At 69.7% G+C, this 14,512-nt stretch carries 11 protein-coding genes and 1 tRNA gene; 7 read left to right on the top strand and 5 right to left on the bottom strand.

Annotation, left to right across the window (positions count from 1 at the left end; all coding sequences use genetic code 11):
* Window positions 1–58: 58 nt before the first annotated feature.
* From CLV77_RS05480 to CLV77_RS05465, 4 genes are all read left to right on the top strand, one after another.
* Window positions 59–1,345 carry a homoserine dehydrogenase gene (locus CLV77_RS05480; protein WP_076978910.1) on the top strand — a complete coding sequence of 429 codons (1,287 nt, stop codon included), beginning with the start codon at window positions 59–61 and terminating at the stop codon, window positions 1,343–1,345.
* A 152-nt stretch (window positions 1,346–1,497) separates the two neighbouring features.
* The gene (gene glpX, locus CLV77_RS05475) at window positions 1,498–2,478 is read left to right on the top strand and encodes a class II fructose-bisphosphatase (RefSeq protein ID WP_076978911.1); all 981 of its coding nucleotides are present in this window, start codon (window positions 1,498–1,500) and stop codon (window positions 2,476–2,478) included.
* A 7-nt stretch (window positions 2,479–2,485) separates the two neighbouring features.
* Window positions 2,486–4,249 carry a single-stranded-DNA-specific exonuclease RecJ gene (gene recJ / locus CLV77_RS05470; RefSeq protein ID WP_076978912.1) on the top strand — a complete coding sequence of 588 codons (1,764 nt, stop codon included), beginning with the start codon at window positions 2,486–2,488 and terminating at the stop codon, window positions 4,247–4,249.
* A gap of 77 nt (window positions 4,250–4,326) precedes the next feature.
* Window positions 4,327–4,401 (top strand) — tRNA-Glu (locus CLV77_RS05465).
* 107 nt (window positions 4,402–4,508) lie between these two features.
* Here the strand turns inward: CLV77_RS05465 and CLV77_RS05460 are convergent.
* Entirely contained in the window at window positions 4,509–5,771 is a 1,263-nt protein-coding gene (locus tag CLV77_RS05460; RefSeq protein ID WP_100053047.1) for a glycosyltransferase family 4 protein, read from the bottom strand.
* Between CLV77_RS05460 and CLV77_RS05455 the strand changes: the two genes are divergently transcribed.
* Window positions 5,770–7,236, top strand: a complete 1,467-nt coding sequence (locus tag CLV77_RS05455; protein ID WP_076978914.1) for a lipopolysaccharide biosynthesis protein — start codon at window positions 5,770–5,772, stop codon at window positions 7,234–7,236. The two genes, CLV77_RS05460 and CLV77_RS05455, sit on opposite strands and share 2 nt — an antisense overlap.
* Here the strand turns inward: CLV77_RS05455 and CLV77_RS05450 are convergent.
* Window positions 7,137–8,324, bottom strand: a complete 1,188-nt coding sequence (locus CLV77_RS05450; RefSeq protein WP_100339205.1) for a hypothetical protein — start codon at window positions 8,322–8,324, stop codon at window positions 7,137–7,139. The two genes, CLV77_RS05455 and CLV77_RS05450, sit on opposite strands and share 100 nt — an antisense overlap.
* Window positions 8,325–8,326: 2 nt before the next feature.
* Entirely contained in the window at window positions 8,327–9,676 is a 1,350-nt protein-coding gene (locus CLV77_RS05445) for a glycosyltransferase family 4 protein (protein WP_233128097.1), read from the bottom strand.
* A 177-nt stretch (window positions 9,677–9,853) separates the two neighbouring features.
* On the opposite strand from CLV77_RS05445, the gene CLV77_RS05440 reads away from it, so the two are divergent.
* Window positions 9,854–11,821, top strand: coding sequence for a heparinase II/III family protein (locus CLV77_RS05440; protein WP_076978916.1), 1,968 nt, complete (start codon window positions 9,854–9,856; stop codon window positions 11,819–11,821).
* A gap of 13 nt (window positions 11,822–11,834) precedes the next feature.
* Here the strand turns inward: CLV77_RS05440 and CLV77_RS05435 are convergent, their stop codons facing one another.
* A complete protein-coding gene (locus CLV77_RS05435; protein ID WP_076978917.1) occupies window positions 11,835–12,782 on the bottom strand; it encodes a hypothetical protein in 948 nt (315 codons plus the stop codon).
* Entirely contained in the window at window positions 12,779–13,078 is a 300-nt protein-coding gene (locus CLV77_RS05430; RefSeq protein WP_197685755.1) for a spike base protein, RCAP_Rcc01079 family, read from the bottom strand. The genes CLV77_RS05435 and CLV77_RS05430 overlap by 4 nt, the downstream gene beginning before the upstream one ends.
* Window positions 13,079–13,230: 152 nt before the next feature.
* Here CLV77_RS05430 and CLV77_RS05425 point away from each other — a divergent pair, with 152 nt between their 5' ends.
* Window positions 13,231–14,508 carry a nucleotide sugar dehydrogenase gene (locus CLV77_RS05425; RefSeq protein ID WP_076978919.1) on the top strand — a complete coding sequence of 426 codons (1,278 nt, stop codon included), beginning with the start codon at window positions 13,231–13,233 and terminating at the stop codon, window positions 14,506–14,508.
* Window positions 14,509–14,512 lie beyond the last annotated feature (4 nt).

Here is a 14,512-nt window from a genome sequence, read left to right as displayed (position 1 = left end):
GCCGGGACGGCAGAGCCGCTAACAGGGCGCCACCCGAATACCGACAGGAGAGTTTGCAATGTCCACCCCGCTGCGTCTTGGTATCGCCGGACTGGGAACCGTTGGCGCGGGCGTCATCAAGATCGTCCAGCGGCATGCGCGCCTGTTGGAAGAACGCGGTGGCCGTCCGGTCAGCATCAGCGCCGTCTCGGCCCGGTCGCGGGGCAAGGATCGTGGCGTGCGCCTGGATGACTACGCCTGGGAAGACGACGCCTCGGTCCTGGCGGTGCGCGACGACATCGACGTTTTCGTCGAGCTGATCGGCGGCGAGGACGGCCCCGCCCTGGCCGCCACCCGCGCCGCGATCGCCGCAGGCAAGGATGTCATCACCGCAAACAAGGCCATGATGGCCCTGCATGGCCAAGACCTGGCCGAGGCCGCCGAGAAGGCCGGCTGCGTCATCCGTTTCGAGGCCGCTGTCGCCGGCGGCATCCCCGTCGTCAAGGCCCTGACCGAAGGGCTGGCCGGCAACGAGGTCACCCGCGTCATGGGCGTGATGAACGGCACCTGCAACTATATCCTGACGCGCATGGAAAGCGCGGGCCTGCCTTACGCCGAGGTCTTCGACGAGGCGCGCAAGCTGGGCTATCTCGAAGCCGACCCCACCCTGGACGTGGGCGGGATCGACGCGGGCCACAAGCTGGCGCTGCTGGCCTCCATCGCCTTTGGCACCAAGGTTGATTTCGACGCCATCGAGATCGAGGGGATCGAGCGCGTCACGATCGAGGATATCGAGCACGCCGCCGACATGGGCTACAAGGTCAAGCTGCTGGGCGTGGCCCAGATGACCGGGCGCGGGCTGGAACAGCGCATGTCGCCCTGCCTCGTGCCCGACACCAGCCCCTTGGGACAGCTTGAGAATGCCATGAACATGGCCGTCCTCGAAGGCGACAGCGTCGGTCAGATCGTCCTGCGCGGTGCCGGTGCCGGCGAAGGGCCGACGGCCAGCGCGGTGATGTCCGACGTGATCGACCTGTCGCGCGGCACGCGGGTGTCGACTTTCGGCCGGCCGGCGGCGGGCCTGATACAGGCCAAGCCCGCGGGCGCCAGCGCCCCGGCCCCCTACTACCTGCGGATGTCGCTGCTGGACCGTCCCGGCGCGCTTGCCAAGGTCGCCACCGTCCTGGGCGAGGCCGGAATCTCGATCGACCGCATGCGCCAGTATCGCCACGCGGCCTCGGACGCGCCGGTCCTGATCGTCACCCACAAGACCGCCCGCGACGCCCTTGCCCGCGCGCTGGAGGGCTTTGCCGCCACCGGCGTCGTGGTGGGAGAACCCGTCGCGCTCAGGATCGAGGACGTCTGACGCTTGTTCCGGGCCCATGGGCCGGGCTATTGCTGGGGGAACCCCGGCGGGCCCGGCCCCGGCCTTTCGGACCGCTTTGACCGCCGCCCGCCCGTCATACGCCTGAGACCAGGCCGCCATTAGATAACCGACCGCTTTCCCAAGGATCCGATATGCCAAACCAAGACATCCCCTTCGACGACCGCATGCTCTCGCTCGGGCTGGCCCGCGTCAGCGAAGCCGCGGCGCTGGCCTCGGCCAAGCTGATCGGGCGCGGCAACGAGGAGGCCGCCGACCAGGCCGCCGTCGACGCCATGCGCACCCAGCTCAACCTGCTGGACATCCGCGGCGTGGTCGTCATCGGCGAGGGAGAGCGCGACGAGGCCCCGATGCTCTACATCGGCGAAGAGGTCGGCCGCGGCACTGCCACCGGCTCGGGCCCCGAGGTCGACATCGCCCTTGATCCGCTGGAAGGCACAACCCTGACCGCCAAGGACATGCCCAACGCGCTGGCCGTCATCGCCATGGGGCCCCGTGGATCGATGCTACACGCGCCCGACGTGTACATGGACAAGCTGGCGATCGGCCCGGGCTTTGCTGCGGACGTGGTCAGCCTGGACATGACCCCCGCCCAGCGGGTCGAGGCGCTGGCCGCCGCCAAGGGCGTCTCGTGCGAGGACATCACCGTCTGCATCCTCGAGCGTCCCCGCCACCAGGACCTGATCGCCGAGGTGCGCGGCACGGGTGCTGCGATCCGCCTGATCACCGATGGCGACGTCGCCGGTGTCATCCACTGTGCCGAAAGCGCCAAGACCGGCATCGACATGTACATGGGTTCGGGCGGCGCGCCCGAGGGGGTGCTTGCCGCCGCCGCCCTGAAATGCATGGGCGGGCAGATCTTCGGCCGGCTGCTGTTCCGTAATGATGACGAGCGTGGCCGCGCCGCCAAAGCCGGCATCACCGATCTTGACCGGGTCTACACCCGCGACGACATGGTCACGGCCGACGTCATTTTCGCCGCCACCGGCGTCACCGACGGCTCGCTTCTGGCCGGGGTTCAGCGCGAGCCCGGCGCCCTGACCTGCGAGACGGTGCTGATGCGCTCGATGACCGGGTCGGTGCGGCGCATGACCTACCGCCATCCCATCGGCTGAGGCGGACTTGGCCCCGCCCCGCGCCTTCCTGGATGTCGAGGCCTCGGCCACCGGCCGCCGCTGGGTCGGGCTGGACCCCGAGCAGGTGCGCCTGTCCGAGGCCATGTGCCAGACGACGGGCCTTCCCGACGCCGTGGCGCGGGTGCTGGTCCGGCGCGGCGTCCTGCCCGAGGCGGCGGCCGGGTTCCTGACACCCGCCCTGCGGGACCTGATGCCCGACCCGCGCAGCCTGCGGGACATGGAAAAGGCGGCGGCGCGTCTGCTCGACGCCCTGCGCGAGCGTCAGCGCATCGCCATCTTCGCTGACTACGACGTGGATGGCGGCGCCTCTGCGGCGCTGCTGCTGGACTGGCTGCGCCAGATGGGCCACGGCGCCACCCTCTACATTCCCGACCGCATCGACGAGGGTTACGGCCCCAACGTGCCGGCGATGGAACAGCTTGCCGATGCCCACGACCTGATCGTCTGCGTCGATTGCGGCACCCTCAGCCACGAGCCGATCGCGGCCGCCATGCGCCGCGCGCGCTGCGAGGTGGTCGTGCTGGATCACCATCTGGGCGGCGAGACCCTGCCCCCCGCCCATGCCGTCGTGAACCCCAACCGCCAGGACGAGGATGGCACCCTTGCCCATCTGTGTGCCGCCGGGGTCGTCTTTCTGCTGCTGGTCGAGGTCAATCGCCGCCTGCGCGAGGCCGGCACCAAGGGGCCGGACCTGCTGTCGATGCTGGATCTGGTGGCGCTTGCGACCGTGGCCGACGTGGCGCCGCTGGTGGGGCTGAACAGGGCCTTGGTGCGCCAGGGGCTGAAGGTCGCGGCGCAGCGGCGGCGGCCGGGCATGGTCGCACTGGCCGATGTGGCGCGGATGGACGGGCCGCCAAGCTCCTACCACCTAGGGTTCCTTTTGGGTCCGCGGGTCAACGCGGGCGGGCGCATCGGCGCGGCCGACCTGGGGGCGCGACTGCTTTCCACGACCGATCCGGCCGAGGCCCGCGCCATCGCCGACAAGCTTGACGAGTTGAACGCCGAACGCCGCGAGATCGAGGCCCGCGTCACCGACGCCGCCCTCGCCCAGGCCGAGGAGCGGGGGCTGGACGGCCCGCTGGTTTGGGCCGCGGGCGAAGGCTGGCACCCTGGCGTTGTCGGCATCGTCGCCTCGCGCCTGAAGGAGGCCACCAACCGCCCCGCCGTGGTGATCGGCTTTGACGGGGACGAGGGCAAGGGATCGGGCCGCTCGATCAGTGGCGTCGATCTGGGCGCCTCGATCCAGAGACTGGCGGCCGAGGGGCTGCTGACAAAGGGCGGCGGACACAAGATGGCGGCGGGCCTGTCGCTCGCGCGCGACAGGCTGGAACCGGCGATGGAGCGGCTGGCCGAGCTTCTGGCCCGTCAGGGCGCCGGTGATGCCGGCCCCGCCGACCTGGCCCTCGATGCGGCCCTGATGCCCCGCGCCGCCACCGTCGAGATGATCGAACAGATCGAGGCCGCCGGTCCCTTCGGCGCCGGTGCCCCCGCGCCCCGCTTCGTCTTTCCCGACCAGGCGATCCGCTTTGCAAAGCAGGTGGGCGAGAATCATCTCAAGGTCACGTTCGGAAGCACCGACACCGGCACGCTCGAAGCGATCTGTTTCGGGGGCTGGAGCGGCCCGATGGGCCCGCTGCTGACCAACGCCGGCCACCGCCGTTTCCATGTCGCAGGCCGCCTGGAGGTCAACAACTGGGGCGGTCGTCAGCGTCCGCAGCTTCGTCTGGAAGACGTCGCGGAGGTGAAATGAAATTTGCGGGCAAAAGGATGAATTTTCCTCTTGATCCCGCCGGAGCCATTTCATAAACACCGCCCTACGAGAAACGCGGTCCCTTCGTCTATCGGTTAGGACGCCAGGTTTTCAACCTGGAAAGAGGGGTTCGATTCCCCTAGGGACTGCCATTCTCGCCCTCCCCAAGATGACCTGAGAATACCCGGCGCGCTGCCCGCGCGACTGGCGCTATTTCCTTTTTTCCCAATCTATTGCGGGGCGTGGGTGATCCGCCCTCTCAACGGTCTTTTTCCGCTGCGCGGGTGGATTGCCGGTAAAGATCCAGCAGGATCGGCAGCACCGCCGCCTCGGTGAACCGGGCCTCGACACGCGCGATGGCGCGGCGGGCCATGACCGCGCGGGCGCGGCCCCCGTCTTGGTGAATCAGCCGCGCGATCCGCGCCGCGATCGGGCCATGGTCGCCCCGATTCCCGACCAGGACTCCGCAATCCCCCACGACCGAGGCGTTGAACCCGTGGCGCGTCACCACCGGCACGCAACCCCGCGCCATGGCCTCGGTCAGCGCGTTCGACTGCCCTTCGCCCCGCCATCGGGTCAGGAACAGGAAGACCTGCGCCCGGTCCAGAAGGGGCCGCGCCGCCTGGGGCGACATGGGCCCGTGCAACCGCACCCAGGGGCGCGTGCGACAGCGGGTCTGAAGTTCCGCACCATATCCCGGCGCGGCCCGCCCGATCACGTCGAATCGCACCCGCAAACCCAACCCCACCAATGCATCCGCCACCGCAATTGCGTCGTCCACGCCCTTGGCCGGCGACACCGTGCCTAGATGCACCAGCCGAACCACCCCGGCGTCACGCTCGGGCCGGGCGCCCTCTCGCTCGGCCGTGCTGACGAAGTTCGGAAGCCACGCCAGGGGCTTGCCCGGCGCCAGCCGCTGCCAGGCGGCGGCCTGCTCCTGCCCCTCGTGGGCGATGACGTGGGCCTGGCGCAGGCAGGCCGCCAGCAGTGCCCGGTAAGCCGGGCCGAAGCGGTCGTGATCGCGCAGCTTGTTGCCCGCGCGCAGGTCCAGGACCACCCCGAAGCCCGCCGCCCGCGCCTGTCGCAGAAGGCGCAACTCCTGCAAGGCGAACTGCCGGAAAAGCGGGGTGAAATGGACCAATCGAGGACTGGCCGCCCCTTCATCGCCGCGCCCTGCTTCGGCTGCCAGATCCCTGCGCAATCCCGCGAACCCCTTGCGGTAGCGCAGCAATTTCGCGACCGCGCCAAGTCCGAGTGTGGGCGGATAGGCCAGCGGCAACACCTCCGCGCCGCAAGACCGCAGCAGGAGCGACAGGCGCAGGTTGGCGCTTTCATACCCGCCCCGCGCCGCCCCACGGGCCGGGGCCACCGGGCCACAGATCAGGATCCGCCGCCCCGCCAGGTCCGGGGTCAGAGTTACCGATCCGTTAACCGGCCCGGGTGTAACGCTGGGGTCGGACGTGGCCGCCACCCTGGGGGACACGGGCCCGGACGCAGCAGCCTTGAGGGTCGACAGGGGCATGGAACTTTCCTTTCTACGAAGGGCGCGGAGCGGTCGGGCCTCGGCCGGGCCAAGCACAGTTGGGCCAGGCACGGCCGGGCTGGGCCGTTCGGCCCTGCTGCTGCTCGGGCTGCGGCTGCTGGGGGTTGGGGGACAGCTGATCCTTCTGGCCTATCTCGCCAACCGGCTGAGCATGGCGCAGATGGCGGTCTTCGCCCTCTGCTACGCCGCGCTGGGGCTGGTGCGGGTGCTGGGCCCCCTGGGTATGGACCAAGCCTCGCTCCGCCTGCTGGCGCTTACTCGCCAAGCGGGCGGGACCGGCAGCGATCCGGGCGCACGGCTGGCCGCCGCGGGCCTGGCGATGAGTGCCCTGACCGGCGTGTTGGTGGCGATGCTGGCCGCGATCCTGCTGCTGGCTGGGTGGCTTCCCGGGTTCTCGGGCGGGCTGGACCCGGTCACGGGATGGGCCATGGTCGCGGCGCTTCCGGCCCATGTGCTCATCGGGCTTCTGGTCGGGCAGCTGCGCGGTCTGGGCCATAACCTGGCCGCCCAGGCGCCCGAGGCGCTGGTGCTGCAACTGGGGACGCTGGGGCTGGTGGGGTTGGCTGGCGCCCAATGGGCGGTTCCGGCACTGGCCTTGGCCAGTTGGGCCGTTGTCATCGTTCAGCTTTTCCTGCGCCACCTGGCACTGAGACGCCGCCGCGAAAGCCGCTTGCCGGCCCGTTTCGGCCGGGCCGAATGCCTGGCCCTTCTGCGCAGCGGCTGGCCCGTCCTGCAGGCCCAGGGGCTGAACGCCCTGTCGGTTCGCGCGCCGCTGTTCCTGGCCGCCGCCACCAGCTCCCCCGGCGTCGCGGCCGCCGCCGTCGCCCAGCTTGAGGTGGCGCTGCGGCTCGGGAACCTGCCCAGCCTGCTGACAGGCTCGGTCGGGGCAACTTTCTGCCCGCGATTGGCCCGACAGGCCCGCGCCGGCGACCGGCCCGGCCTTGCCCGCAGCCGCCGCGCGATCGGCCTGATGGCCGGGGTGCCGGCCCTGGCCTATTTGGCCCTCTCTATCCTGCTGGCCGGACCGGTGCTGGAGGGGGTGCTGCCGCCAGCCTACCGCGCGGCTGCCTTGCCCCTGGGGTTCATCGCCCTGGCGGCTGCGGCCAACGCGGTCTGGGCCGGCGCCTCCTACCAGCTTCTGATGTCGGACCGGGCCGAGGTGGTGCGCCGCTACGGGCTTCTGCGGCTGGCCGTGCTGACCCTGGTTGCCCTGCTGCTGGCGCCCGAATGGGGGGCGGCGGGGGTCGCCATGGCCGTGGCCGCGGGCGGGGTCCTGGCCGACGGCGGCATGGCCCTTTCGCTCTGGCGCGAGGATCGCGACCGCCTCGGGGAGCGCACGCCCACTCATGCCGCAGGCCGGGACGCGCCGCGCCCCTCCTGCCAGGCCAGCCGCGCGGCGGCACAGGCAAAAAGCAGAAAGGCCGGGTTCGGTCGCGCCAAATAGCCGTTCGAGATGGCCGAGGACAACAGCACCGCGCCCGACAGCGCCATCATCGTGCCCCCGTGGCGCATGGCCAGCGATACCCAGAACCACAGCATCGCCAGGAACCCGACCAGCCCCCCCTCCCACAGGATCTTGAGCAGATCGCTGTGGGAATCCTTCTCCTCCCACCACCAGACGCCGGTGCGCAGAAGGTCGCTGCCCGGACCGGTGCCGACCAGGAAGATGCCGCCGCCCCGCTGCCACAGAAGCGCGAACCGCTCGGCGTAATTGGCAAGCCGGCCACTGGCCAGAATGTCCAGCCTTTCCCAGCCCGGCAGAAGCAGCAACAAAAGCACCAGGATCACCACATGAGCCAAGGCCAGTACGGAAAGCGGCGACGGCAGCACCGGGCGGCGCCCACCGCTGACCCAAACCAGAAGAATGTAGCAGGCCAGGAAGACCAAGGGCGTGCGCACCCCGTTGCCCAGAAGCAGTATCGCCAACCCGGCCATCAGGGTCAGTCGAAGCGGTCTGCCCGGCCAACCGCGTTCACTCAGATGCGCCACGATCAGCATCGCCGCCACCAGCCCATAGCCCGAGCTGTGAAGGTTGGCCGAATATGGCGCCAGCCGCGCCCGCCCGTTGAGATATTCCGCCGGCAACAACAGCGCGTGCATCAGGGCCGAGATCGCCACCCCCACGGCCAGCGTCAACAGCACACCGGGCGCGATCCGCGATCGCATCACCAGGCAGGCCAGCAGCGCCCCGTAGGTCGCGACCTGGCGCAGGGCAGGCTCCAGCGCCGGGGGGTGCCCCTCCGGGCGCCACGCCACCGCCAGCGCCCAGCATCCCATCAGGACCGCGAGAGGTAGGATGCCGCCGCCCGCCCCCAAGCCCTCGGGATCCGCGCTCACGCGAAGCCCCGCCAGGATCACGCCCAGATAGGCCACCAGCAATCCGCCCGCCGCCGCCGTCCGCAACGCCCCGGGCAGGTAATCGAACCCCAGGAACAGGGCGCCGTGAGCGATCAGCAGGACGTTGATTGGATGGGGCCCGGCGAGGCCCCGGCCCACCGGGGCGAAGGGGTCCGTATGGGGGTCGGCCCCCATGCTCACAACCCCAGCACCCGGCGATAGGCGGCATGCAGGGCCGGCACCTGCTGCGGCCAGCAAAGCCCTTCGCGCAGGCGCTTCAGCCCGGCTTGGCCCATGACATGGCGCATCTCGGGATCGGCCAGCAACGCCTCGATCCGGTCGGCGAAATCCTCGGGGTCGTTGGCGCGGGCGTAGAGGGAGGCCGGCCCCGCCGAGACCCGCCCTTCGGTCACGTCGAACTGCACGATGGGCTTGGCGAAGACCATGTACTCCAGGATCTTGTTCATGGTCGACAGATCGTTCATCGGCGTGACCCGGTCGGGGTTCACGCAGATGTCCGCCGTCGACAGCATCTCGAACAGATCCGCATCGGGCAGCCGTCCGGGAAAGCTCACCACATCCTCCAGCCCCATTCGGCGGCTGAGGGCGCGAAGGGCCTCAAGCTCCGGCCCGCCGCCCACCAGCACGAATTGCAGGTCGCGCCGGCCCCGCTCGCGGCACAGGATCTCGGCGCTGCGCAGCAAAAGGTCGATCCCCTCCTGCGCGCCCATCACCCCGACATAGCCCACCAGGAAACGCCGGCCTGACTTCCAGCGGGGGTTGGCCGGAACCCGGCGCAGTCGCCCTTGGTCGGGACCGGAGCGCACCACGAACACCCTCTCGGGCGCCATCGCGCCGCGCCCGCAGGCGATCTTGCGATAGCTTTCGTTGGTCGCGATGGAGACATCGGCCACCGCGAAGGTCAGCCGTTCAACCCCGCGTAAGAGCCACCATAAAACCCCACGTTTTCCGAATTTTGCTTCGAAAAGCTCAGGTGATATGTCGTGGTGATCGAAGACGAAACGACAGCCTGCCAGCCGGAACTGAAGCGCCACCAGGAAGATCAGGTCGGGCGGGTTGCAGCCGTGGATCACGTCAAAGCGGCGCCGCCGCCAGATCCGCCAGGCAAGGCGCGACTGCTGCCACAGGGCGGCCGCGTATTCGCGCAGGTAACCCGCCGCGCCCCGGGCATCGGGCGGCAGCGGGTGGCGATGAATATGGATCCCCTCTACCAGATGCTCGCCGGCGGGCGCGCCATCCCCGGCAGGGCAGATGACCGAAACCTCCGCCCCACCGTCGCGCAGGGCCAGCGCCTCCTGCCAGACTCGGCGGTCGAAGGGAACGGGCAGGTTCTCGACGATGATGAGCACCCCGCGGCCAGCCAGAAACCCCGGCGTTGACACCGGGGCGAAAGGATCGGGGATGCCGGTTTCCGGCAGGGCAAGGGCACGCTGCGCGCCGCTGGAATGGGCCTGCGGATCGGGATCGAGCAGCATGTCGCGCCCTTGGCCGGCCTTCATCCCCGCGCGGGGACGCTCCGCGCTCATTCCGAATAAACCTTATCAAAATCAATATCATGAAGTGGGACTTTTGACATATCACTCAACCTCCGCGCGTATTCAGGCCAGCGATCTTACGCCCCGCAAATCTTAAAAATTTCCAAATTCAGGATTTGCTAACCAAGCTTTGGCCAGATCGACGGGGCGGCGGCAAAGGGGGGCTCGATGGACAAGGCATCACTGCAATGGATGCTTCGGCGGGCGGCGGGGATGTCCGCGCCCGAAATCGCCCACCGCATCGCCGAAAGCGCCCGAAGCGGCCGCGACCGGGCCGGGTTCCGCAGGCGCGGACGCCCGGCGGGATTGCCGCCAGACTTGGCGGGCCCCGACGCATCTTTCGGGCTTCCCGTGGAGCCCGCGGCCTTCGACCGGATCGCCGACCGCTGCCGCACCGAATGGCGGGCGGAGGTCGATCGCATCCGCCAAGAAGGCTGGCACTTCCTGGGCCAGGACTGGCCCGTTGTGCCCCCCGATCGCCTGTGGCACCTGGATCCCGTGACAGGCGAAGAGTGGGAGGCGGACCGCTTCTGTTTCGACATCCCCTACCGCCACAGGACGGACATGGGGGATGTCAAATACGTATGGGAAATCAATCGGCTTCAGCTTGTTCCTGTCATGGCCGCCCTGTGGCGGGCCGAGGGGCGGGAACAGGATCGGGCCCTCTGCCTCGACCTGCTGGAAAGCTGGCTGAGGAGGAACCCGCCGTGGCAGGGAATCAACTGGTGCTCGGGGATCGAGATCGCGCTGCGGTCGGTCAACATGCTGGCGGCGGCGGGCCTTCTGGGGCAATTGCCGGAGGGCTTGGCGCGCGGGCTGCGCCGCAGCCTCGGCGCTCATTTCGCCTGGCTGCGCAGATACCCCTCGCGCTTCTCCTCGGCCAACAATCACCGCATCGCCGAGCTGGGCGCGCTCTACGTGCTGGGCCGACAGGTGCCGGGGCTGGACCCCGGCGGCGACATCGCCAGCCGCGCCTTGGCAGAGCTGGGCGCCGAGGCCCTGCGCCAGATCCATCCCGACGGGGTCGGTGCCGAGCAGTCACCAAGCTACACCGCCTTTACCCTCGAATGGTTGCTGCTGGTCCAGAACCTGGCCCGGGGCCAGGGCGATAGCCTGCCACCCGAAGCCCTTGACCGATTGGCGGCCTCCGGGCGGCACCTGCGCTGCATCATGGATTGCCGGGGTGTCGTGCCGCGCATCGGCGACGATGACGAGGGGCGGGTCTTCCTTTCGGGACCTGCGCGAGAGGCCGACTATCCTGCCCGCGTCCTCGAGGCGCTGTCGGACAACCTCGCCCTGCCCGGGCTTGCTCCACCCCTCCGCCGCCCGCACCTGCGCCAGCTTTGGCTGGGCGGCGAAGCACCATCAGTCGCTCCCCCCGCCTCACCCACGACAGCCGGGCTGAGCCATTTCGATAAGGGTGGCTATAGCGTGCTGCGCGCGGGGGCTGGGGAAACCGAAAGCCTGGTGGTGATGGATCATGGGCCGCTGGGCTACCTGTCGATCGCCGCCCACGGTCACGCCGACGCGCTGTCGGTCTGGTGGCACCTGGGCGGGCGGCCCGTTCTGGTCGATGCGGGCACCTATCTTTACCATTCGGGCGGCGCCATGCGGAACCGGTTGCGCGGCACGGCGGTGCATAACACGCTGACCCTCGGGGGGCAGGATCAAAGCCGGATCGCGGGGCCCTTCAACTGGTCCCGAAAGGCCCGGGCCGAGCGGCTGCCAAGCCGCGATGGCATCCACGCCCGGCATGATGGCTACCTGCGCCGGCACGGCGTCTGGCACCACCGCCGGCTGACACAGGTGGCCGACGGTGGCTTTGCGCTTCGCGACTGGTTGGTGCCGCGTCGAGCCGGGCCACTGCCCCCCCTTCCCGACGCCGAACTGACCTTCCTGCTGCATCCCGACCTGACGGTCGAGCGGGTCGCCACCGGGTTATTGCTGTCAGGTGCGGGCGGCGCCCTCACAACCGTCTCGGCCACGCTGGGGGATCAGTCGGTTCCCCTTGCGACAGGATCCGCCCCCTATTCCCCCGCCTTCGGCACGCTGCGGCAAACCGTGGCCATCCGCCTGCGCCGGCCCGCGGCGGAATTCGCGGGCCGGGGGATCCTTTGCCGCTTCAGACCGGTCTGAGCCGCCCCCGCGCTCAGAGGACCGTGATCCGGCGCAGCCATCCGTTGAGGAACTCGGCGCCGCCGTTGCTGCCAAGGGTCAACGCATCGATCCCCGTCGCCGCCGGTTCGGAGGTAACGCTGCTGCTACCGGCGGCTGTCGACAGCCCCTCGGACCAGGCGACCTGGTGGGCGGCGCCCGCCGCCTCCCAGCTCAGGCGGTGGATGCCCGCGGGGGTCGCCTGCCCCGCGCCCGCGTTGACCGCCAGCCCACCGCCCGCCCCCCGGATCTGGGCAAAACTGACGCTGCCGGCACGCAGGCGCGAATAGCCCAGCGCGCCCGTCCAGCGGATCAGCGTGGCGACCCCGTTTTCGGCCAGGCCGCCCGGCTGAAGCTGTTCCCACTCCACCTCGAGCTTACAGGCCGAGGGGTCCAGCCATGAGGTGTCCGGAAGGCTGATCACGTCACCCGCCCGCGCGCCCCCGGCCCCCGCTGGCGTTTCGATGGGAGAGGTTGCGAAGGCGCCAGGCTCGATTTGCACCCAGTCGGGAGTGCCGGTGATGCTGAGCGACAGGTCGCCCGCGGCCGCCGGGGTAAAGGCCAGCGGCGCCCCCGGCGTGGCGCTGCCGCTGGCCGCCCCCGAGATGGTCGCGCCGCCCCCGGGCCCTACCGACAGCACGTGGGGCGCCGCCGCCACGGCGATCACCTGGTCGGCGGGCGCGAAGGCGTCGGCCACCAGATTGTCTCGCCCCTCCTCGATCAGCATGCCCCTGGGGCCACGCCGCATCTCGCCGGGGCCGAAGGCCCGACCGTCGAACAGCCGCCCCGGCGTCGCGCGGACCGTCTGGACGATATCGTCCAGACGCTGCACCACCCCCTCCTGCCGCGCCTCGCCCCGGATGAAGTCCAGTTCGAGGCGGAACGCCCCGCCGCCCGGGCCGGAGGTGACGGGCGCCAGCCCGGTCGAGGGCCCGATCCTCATACCAGCCCCACGACCGACTGCGCGGTCGAGCCGGTCGCGCGCACCGCCCGCACCCGGATCGGCAGAACCGTCCCGGCCAGCAGGTTGACCAGGGTCACACTTCCCCCCTCTTTCGTGACCACCGACAGGTCCCCGCCGATCCCGATATAAAGGGCGCGGGTGATCTCGGGCAGGTCGGTGGCATCGTCGGGGGTGATCGCGAACGCGTCGATGGCAGGGCTGCTTAGGTTTGCGAAAGTCGAGCTGTAGCGGTCGGGCATCATGGCCTCCTGCGATAGGTACGGAAATCCGACCATGTCGCACCGATTGCTTGCCAGCCGGTCAAACCGGCGCACGCCGCGCGCGCCGTTGCAGCAACGACCGGATGCTGCGACCGGCGCGATTAAGACTTCGTTTGCCAATTTGGGAAACTCTGGCGGCAATGCGGGTGATGGGCGGAGGCGCTGGCGTGAGAGTTGCTGTATTCGGACTGGGCTATGTAGGCTTTACCGCTGCCTGCTGCATCGCAAGCCAGGGGCACGAGGTTGTCGGCGTCGATGTCAGCCGCACCAAGGTCGCCGACGTCAATGCCGGCCGCGCGCCCTTCCACGAACCCGGCCTTGCCGATCTCATGGCCCCCTCGGTCGCGGCGGGACGGCTGCGCGCAACCGCCGACCCTGCCGAGGCGATTCCACGCGCCCAGATGGCCTTGGTCTGCGTCGGCACGCCCAGCGGCGCCGACGGTGCCCATGACATGCGTTTCGTGGCCGAGGTCACCCGCCAGATCGCCGCCCAGCTTGCGCGCCAGGCCGCGCCGCATGACGGCGCGCCCCTGACCCTGGTCTACCGCTCGACCATGCGTCCGGGGTCGGTGCGGGGCCTCATCATCCCTATCCTGCGCGCCCACCTCGGCCCCGGATGGGAGGATCATGCCCGCGTCGTCTACAACCCCGAGTTCCTGCGTGAAGGCAGTGCCATCGAGGATTATTTCCACCCGCCCAAGGTCGTGGTCGGGACCGCCGATGGCGGGGGTTGCGCCCTGCTCGACACGCTCAACGAAGAGATGGACGCCCCCGCCTTCAACACCTTCTACGAGGTGGCGGAGCTGACGAAGTTCGTCGACAACTCGTGGCATGCGGTCAAGGTCGCCTTCGCCAACGAGATCGGGCGCATCTGCGAGCGGCTTTCCATCCCCGCCGCCGATGTCCACCGGATCTTCGTCTCGGACACCAAGCTGAACATATCGGCCCATTACACCCGGCCGGGGGGCGCCTTCGGGGGCTCCTGCCTGCCCAAGGACGTACGCGCGCTCCAGCATATCGCGGCCGACGTGGGCGCCCACACCCATCTGGTCGACAGCCTCCTGCGCTCGAACGACGCCCACAAGAACCACCAGTTCGAATGCGCGATCCGCAGCCTCGGGAAAGGCGCGCGGGTGCTGATGCTGGGCCTGGCCTTCAAGCCCGGCACCGACGATCTGCGCGAAAGCCCCCATATCGACCTGCTGCGAAAGCTGGCCAATGCCGGGCATCTCCTGCGGGTCTACGATCCCCATGTTTCGCCCACGAAACTGGTCGGGCACAACCTCGGCTTCCTCTACGCCGCCCTGCCCCGGATCGACGCGCTGATGATCGACCGGGCCGAGGCCGAGGCGGGCGAATGGGATCTAGTGATCGTCGCCAACGAGATGCAGGGCGCGCCGCACCTGCCCGGCGTTCCGGTGCTGCGCACGGATGTGATGGCCTAACCGG

Origin of the sequence: Brevirhabdus pacifica (assembly GCF_002797755.1) — a bacterium.
Classification (GTDB): Bacteria; Pseudomonadota; Alphaproteobacteria; order Rhodobacterales; family Rhodobacteraceae; genus Brevirhabdus; species Brevirhabdus pacifica.
Note: the sequence above shows the minus strand (reverse complement) of the source record. Positions and strands in the feature narration are given on the sequence as shown.

Excerpts from the sequence above, each read along its gene's own strand:
- CLV77_RS05480 (WP_076978910.1), top strand. The coding sequence starts at position 59 with ATGTCCACCCCGCTGCGTCTTGGTATCGCCGGACTGGGAACCGTTGGC.
- glpX (WP_076978911.1), top strand. The coding sequence starts at position 1,498 with ATGCCAAACCAAGACATCCCCTTCGACGACCGCATGCTCTCGCTCGGG.
- CLV77_RS05455 (WP_076978914.1), top strand. The coding sequence starts at position 5,770 with ATGGAACTTTCCTTTCTACGAAGGGCGCGGAGCGGTCGGGCCTCGGCC.
- CLV77_RS05460 (WP_100053047.1), bottom strand. The coding sequence starts at position 5,771 with ATGCCCCTGTCGACCCTCAAGGCTGCTGCGTCCGGGCCCGTGTCCCCC.
- CLV77_RS05450 (WP_100339205.1), bottom strand. The coding sequence starts at position 8,324 with ATGGGGGCCGACCCCCATACGGACCCCTTCGCCCCGGTGGGCCGGGGC.
- CLV77_RS05445 (WP_233128097.1), bottom strand. The coding sequence starts at position 9,676 with ATGAGCGCGGAGCGTCCCCGCGCGGGGATGAAGGCCGGCCAAGGGCGC.
- CLV77_RS05440 (WP_076978916.1), top strand. The coding sequence starts at position 9,854 with ATGGACAAGGCATCACTGCAATGGATGCTTCGGCGGGCGGCGGGGATG.
- CLV77_RS05435 (WP_076978917.1), bottom strand. The coding sequence starts at position 12,782 with ATGAGGATCGGGCCCTCGACCGGGCTGGCGCCCGTCACCTCCGGCCCG.
- CLV77_RS05430 (WP_197685755.1), bottom strand. The coding sequence starts at position 13,078 with ATGGTCGGATTTCCGTACCTATCGCAGGAGGCCATGATGCCCGACCGC.